This is a genomic window from Methanobrevibacter sp. (assembly GCF_045577275.1).
Lineage (GTDB): Archaea > Methanobacteriota > Methanobacteria > Methanobacteriales > Methanobacteriaceae > Methanobrevibacter.
The window spans coordinates 1-5,288 of sequence record NZ_JAZNIB010000191.1; the positions used below are offsets into that span (position 1 = coordinate 1).

6 protein-coding genes are annotated in these 5,288 nt (G+C 33.8%); all 6 read left to right on the forward strand.

What is annotated here, in order from left to right; all coding sequences use genetic code 11:
• Nucleotides 1–392: 392 nt before the first annotated feature.
• The 6 genes from mtrA (at nt 393) to ACKI67_RS05720 (ending at nt 5,056) form a co-directional block, all read left to right on the forward strand.
• Nucleotides 393–1,130 carry a tetrahydromethanopterin S-methyltransferase subunit A gene (gene mtrA / locus ACKI67_RS05695; RefSeq protein ID WP_407462470.1) on the forward strand — a complete coding sequence of 246 codons (738 nt, stop codon included), beginning with the start codon at nt 393–395 and terminating at the stop codon, nt 1,128–1,130.
• A 16-nt stretch (nt 1,131–1,146) separates the two neighbouring features.
• Nucleotides 1,147–1,353: a tetrahydromethanopterin S-methyltransferase subunit F gene (locus ACKI67_RS05700; RefSeq protein ID WP_295605493.1), complete on the forward strand. Its 207-nt coding sequence runs from the start codon at nt 1,147–1,149 to the stop codon at nt 1,351–1,353.
• A gap of 12 nt (nt 1,354–1,365) precedes the next feature.
• Nucleotides 1,366–1,614 carry a tetrahydromethanopterin S-methyltransferase subunit MtrG gene (gene mtrG / locus ACKI67_RS05705; RefSeq protein WP_295605491.1) on the forward strand — a complete coding sequence of 83 codons (249 nt, stop codon included), beginning with the start codon at nt 1,366–1,368 and terminating at the stop codon, nt 1,612–1,614.
• A 15-nt stretch (nt 1,615–1,629) separates the two neighbouring features.
• Nucleotides 1,630–2,562 carry a tetrahydromethanopterin S-methyltransferase subunit H gene (gene mtrH, locus ACKI67_RS05710; protein ID WP_407462472.1) on the forward strand — a complete coding sequence of 311 codons (933 nt, stop codon included), beginning with the start codon at nt 1,630–1,632 and terminating at the stop codon, nt 2,560–2,562.
• Nucleotides 2,563–2,819: 257 nt separating this feature from the next.
• On the forward strand, nt 2,820–4,301 hold the full coding sequence (locus tag ACKI67_RS05715; RefSeq protein ID WP_407462473.1) for a methanogenesis marker 14 protein: 1,482 nt from the start codon (nt 2,820–2,822) through the stop codon (nt 4,299–4,301).
• 122 nt (nt 4,302–4,423) lie between these two features.
• On the forward strand, nt 4,424–5,056 hold the full coding sequence (locus ACKI67_RS05720; protein WP_407462474.1) for an NTP transferase domain-containing protein: 633 nt from the start codon (nt 4,424–4,426) through the stop codon (nt 5,054–5,056).
• Nucleotides 5,057–5,288: the final 232 nt, after the last annotated feature.

The following is a 5,288-nucleotide window of genomic DNA, read 5'->3' on the forward strand; positions in this document are numbered from 1 at the left end:
TTATTTCTATTTATTGATTATTTTTTGTAAATTTTACCTATTTTTTGTTAATTTTAAATTTCATTTTCCTTTCCTTTTTAAATTTTTAAATCATTTTTAGCTATTTTTGATTATTTTTATAATTTGTATTTGATAAAATACTCAATTATACTTGTATTATTTTTTAAAAAACGCCTTTTAAACGCTCTAAATCTATTTTTAAAGTCTAATTTAGTTTTTATACAGTATAAATGACATAATCTTTAAATACTCATTTAATTATAAATCTATTTGTAGTTTATTTAGTATGAAATTTAATAAGTTTGTTTATTGACTTTCATATTTTGGGGATTTATAGTTTGAAGTTTGATTACTAAAAAAATTAGCTAGATTAAAATTAGAGGAGTGATATTATGGCAGATAAAAAACCAACCGCAGATAATTGGCCTGTTGTAAGTGGAGATTATATTGTTGGGGATCCTGAAAGCCCTGTTGCTGTAACTACTTTGGCTTCCCACAATGAAGACATTCCAGCAGCTGCTGGAGCAGCAATTGCTGGACCTTGCAAGACTGAAAACTTAGGAATTGAAAAAGTTGTAGCAAACATCATTTCAAACCCAAACATCAGATTCTTGATTCTTTGTGGTGCAGAAGTGCAAGGTCACATTACTGGTCAAAGTATCCAAGCATTACACGCAAATGGTTGCGACCCTGAAAAGAAAAAAATCACTGGTGCTACCGGTGCAATTCCTTTCGTAGAAAACATTCCTATGGAAGGTGTAGAAAGATTCCAACAACAAGTAGAACTTGTTGACTTAATCGATAACGAAGACGGTGGAGCAATCACAGCAAAAGTAAAAGAATGTATCGAAAAAGATCCTGGTGCTTTTGAAGAAGATGCTATGGTTATTGAAGTGAAAGAAGGAGATGACGACGACGATGACGGTGAAGAAATTCGCCCTATCTCTCCAGAAACTGCATTACTTGAAGCAAGAATCAGAAATATTGATACTCAAGTAAAATTAGTTGGTGCTGTACAAAGAAATATGGCAGGTAACTATTCAGGTAAAGTCCAAGGTATTATGATTGGATTAGTATTTACTTTAGTAATCGGTTTCTTATTATTAATGGCACCATTAGTAGGTGTATAAACTGGAGGTTTTATTTATGGTTAAATTTTCAAACAAACCAAATACTCGTGGTATTAAAAATGCTTCTAGTGATGTAGAATACCGTGCTAAGCTCTTAGGCAGAGAAGGAAGATTATTCGCTGGCGTAATCAGCACCAGATTTTCTGGTATAGCTATCGGTATTGGAATTGCTCTTTGTTTAGCTGTTGTTATTCCATACTTAGCTAAATTATGTGGATTATAGAGGTGTTAAAAAATGTCTGAAGAATCAGTACCTCAAATTATTGTATCTACCGACGATATGTCAGCTGCAGTCCAAAAATTAGATGAAGCTGAAGAAAAAGTAGAATTTGCTGTTGGGGAATACTTCCAACGTTTAGGTCAACAAAACGGTAGAGATATTGGTATTTTATATGGTATAATTTTAGGTCTTGTAATATTAATAGTGTCCATTGAATTTGGTTTAGTAAGTGCAATGAGTACTATTATGGCAGGATTAATCTAAATTGGAGGATTATAAATGTTTAGATTTGATAAAGAACAACTCGTCGTAGATATTGCTGGAGTAAAAATGGGAGGACAACCTGGAGAATACCCTACCGTTTTAGCAGGAACTATCTTTTACGGCGGACACAAAATTATTAGTGATGAAAAAGCAGGAGACTTTGATAAAGACGCTGCTGAAGGATTAATTAAAACTATGGAAGAAATGTCTGACGTAACCGGAAACCCTTGTGTTGTACAAACTTTCGGTGCTACTGCAGATGCTATGGTTAAATACTTAGAATTCGTAGGAGACGTTTGTGACAAACCTTTCCTTATCGACTCAACTGCTGCAGCTGCAAAAATTGCAGGTGTAGAATACGTACAAGAAGTAGGATTAGCTGAAAGAGCTGTATACAACTCCTTAAGTATGGCTGCTGAACCTGGTGAAATTGAAGCTGTAGCTAACTCCGACATCGACGCATCCATTCTCTTAGGTTTCAACCCTATGACCCCTGGTGTAGCAGGTAAACTCGAAATTTGGGAAACTGGTGGATCTGTAATCGATGAAGGTATTCTCGAAATGGCAGAAAGATGTGGAATTACCAAACCATGGATGGACGTAGCTGTAACTCCTTTAGGACAAGGTGCAGGTCCTGCAGTAAGAACTTCCTACGCTGTAAAAGCTAAATGGGGATACCCTGTAGGTTCCGGTATTCACAACGTACCTTCTGCATGGGATTGGTTAAGACAATACAAAAAAGAACACAAAGAAGCATGGCCTGTTTGTGATATAGGTTCCAACATCGTACAACAAATGGCTGGTGGAGACTTCGTACTTTTCGGTCCTATCGAAAACTCAAGACTCGCATTCCCAGCTTGTGGTATGGCAGATATTATGATTGCTGAAGCAGCAAGAGATATCGGTACCGAACCTATTGAAGAACACCCATTGAACTTATTATTATAATTTGAAAGGGTCCGAGATTAGATGATTTATTCATCTAATCTTTTTCAAATTATAAACTTTTTTTTCTATTTTTAATTTATTTTCGTATTCACTTTTTTTAACTAATTCTAACAAACTTTTTTTTTACTAATTTTAACATTCTAAATTCTTTTATCCAATCTTCACTCTTTTTTACTAATTATCAAAATCATTTAACAAAATTTATATTATTTGATGAAAATAGTATATATTATATAGAAAGATTATGGGGATTTTATATGTCTTTTTTAGATAAATTTTTTAACAAGGGACCTAAGCCAATTATTGCTGAAAGTCAACCAAGGGATTTAAGTATTTTAAAAGCAGGTAACAGACCTCAAGGTCCAGGTGTTATGGCCGCACAACAGGATGAATATTATGTTACTGCTTCTGTAGAGTTAGGAAACACCACCACAAAATGTGTTATCATGGCTACCAATTTAAACAACAGCCAATCATACCTAATTAATAAAACAGTTAACATGACAAGGGATGTTAGGGCTCCTAAACCTGATGAAGAAGTCTTCGGTAAAACTGTTTGGGGCATTGAACTTTCTAAAGAATCTGTAGCAGATATGATTAAAGACACTGTTTTAGAATCACTTAAAAAAGCTCATATGGATATGGATGAAGATTTAGACTTTGTAGTAAGATCTACTGGGGTAACTGCTGGTTTCGCGACTACTCAAGAAGTAGGGCAAATGGTAAAAGCTTTAGCAGATGGTTGTCTTGATGCAGGCATATCCCATACAAAAATGGCTCCTGCTATGTCAACTGCACACCTTCCAAAAAGACTTCAGAAATACACATTATTAGATAATGTAATGTTTGATGGGGCTGTAGTAAGTGTAGTTCCACCAAAAGGAAAAGAAGTCGTTGCTAACGAGATGGAAGGGGAACTTGTTACTGCAGGTATTAAATTAGGTGCTAAATGGACTGAAGTAGACTATAGAAACCCATGTGTATCATTAGACTTTGGTTCTACATTAGCAGGTAGGATTGTAAATAAGGATGAACCTTATGCAAGTACCGTTGGTAACTTCTTAGGTTTAGCTGGTGTTATTTCAGACTCCTTAGCTAAAGGTTCCAAGCAAATAGACCAAAATAATGGTGCTGCATTGGACATATTTGATCCAAAATTGCTTAAGAAAGCAGATGGCAAAAAGCATCAGGAAAAAGCTAAGCAATATGCTAAAGAGGCACATGAACTCATTAACATCTGTAAAGTTCCAGAGGGCATTGACAGATTCGGTACTGTTCCTTTAGATGCTGCAGGTGCTAAAGCAGCAGGTACCTGTTTGATTGGTTGTGATGTCGGTACCAATGCAGATGGTCTTGGTGGATTAGTGGAAATTGGTGCTAAAATCTATGAGGATGAAGGAATTCCTACATTGCTTGCTACAATGGACCATGTAAGTGCTAATATTGTATACAGAGTTCTTGATGTAGCATTTGAAGAAGATCTTATTCTTGACGGTTCCATTTTAGGAGTTACCGGTAGAGCAGGAATCACTGGTAAGAAACCAGAACTTATCTTAGAATATGCTCAGGACAAATTCAAGGATGTTGTATTTGTAGAGGATGGACTTGCTCTTGGTTCTGCAATTATGGCTCGTTGTATGAATTCTATGGGAACTCAAAAGAACCCTCTTGGTGGAAACCAAGGAGAAAAATGTATTCTTAAGAAAAGAATGCAAGAACAAGGTACAATTCCAAAATAATTTACCTTATTTTCTTTTTTTATTTTTATTTTCATTTTATTTTTCAATTTTTTGATATTTTTCTTTTTTAGATTATTATTTGTTTTAAAAATCTTTTATTAAAAGTTCATTAATGGTGTATTATGATTATAGCTCTTGTAATGGCTGGTGGAAAGGGACTTAGATTAAAGTCAGAAATAGAAAAGCCACTTTATCCCATAGATGGCAAGCCATTGATCCATTATGTGTTGGATAATATTAAGGATTCTGACTTGATTGAAAAAACAGTTGTTGCAGTCAGTCCTAATGCTCCAAAAACAAAGGATTTTCTGATTGATGAATTGAATTTTTCCAAATTTGATGATTCATTTTATGATAGTGACAAAAACGATTATTATTTGGACACTTTAGGAAAAGGTTTTGTTGAAGATCTTTCAAATATCTTGGAAATTTTTGAGAAAAAATCCAAAGAGGATATTTTAATTTTCATCAATGCAGATTTGCCATTGGTCAAAAGTGATATTCTTGATGATATACTGAATCATTATTTAAGTCAAGATAAACCTGCATTATCTACAGTAGTTCCTGTTGAAATATTTGATGAGTATGGGGTAAATTATTCCTATGAATTTAATGGGAATGTCCCTTCAGGAATTAACATACTTAGGAGTGAAAATGTCGTTCAGGAAGAGGAACTTTTAATTATTTCAAGGTATGAGTTAATTTTTAATGTAAATACTATCGAGACAGCTATATTAACCAATAAATTTTTATGATTTCAGTTATTTTTCTTATTCACAGATTATTTTTTCTCATAATTTTTATCATATTTTTATCATATTTTTAACTATTTTTCCAAATTTTTACCTATTGATTTTTCTTAGCAGGTTTCTGAGGATTGTTTTTTCTCTTGGGTTATGATATAATGAAATAAAGCTAGCAAATCTTGAATAAATTTTGCACGAGGTGAAATTATGAACATAAGATTCGACAACCTGCCATCGCTAC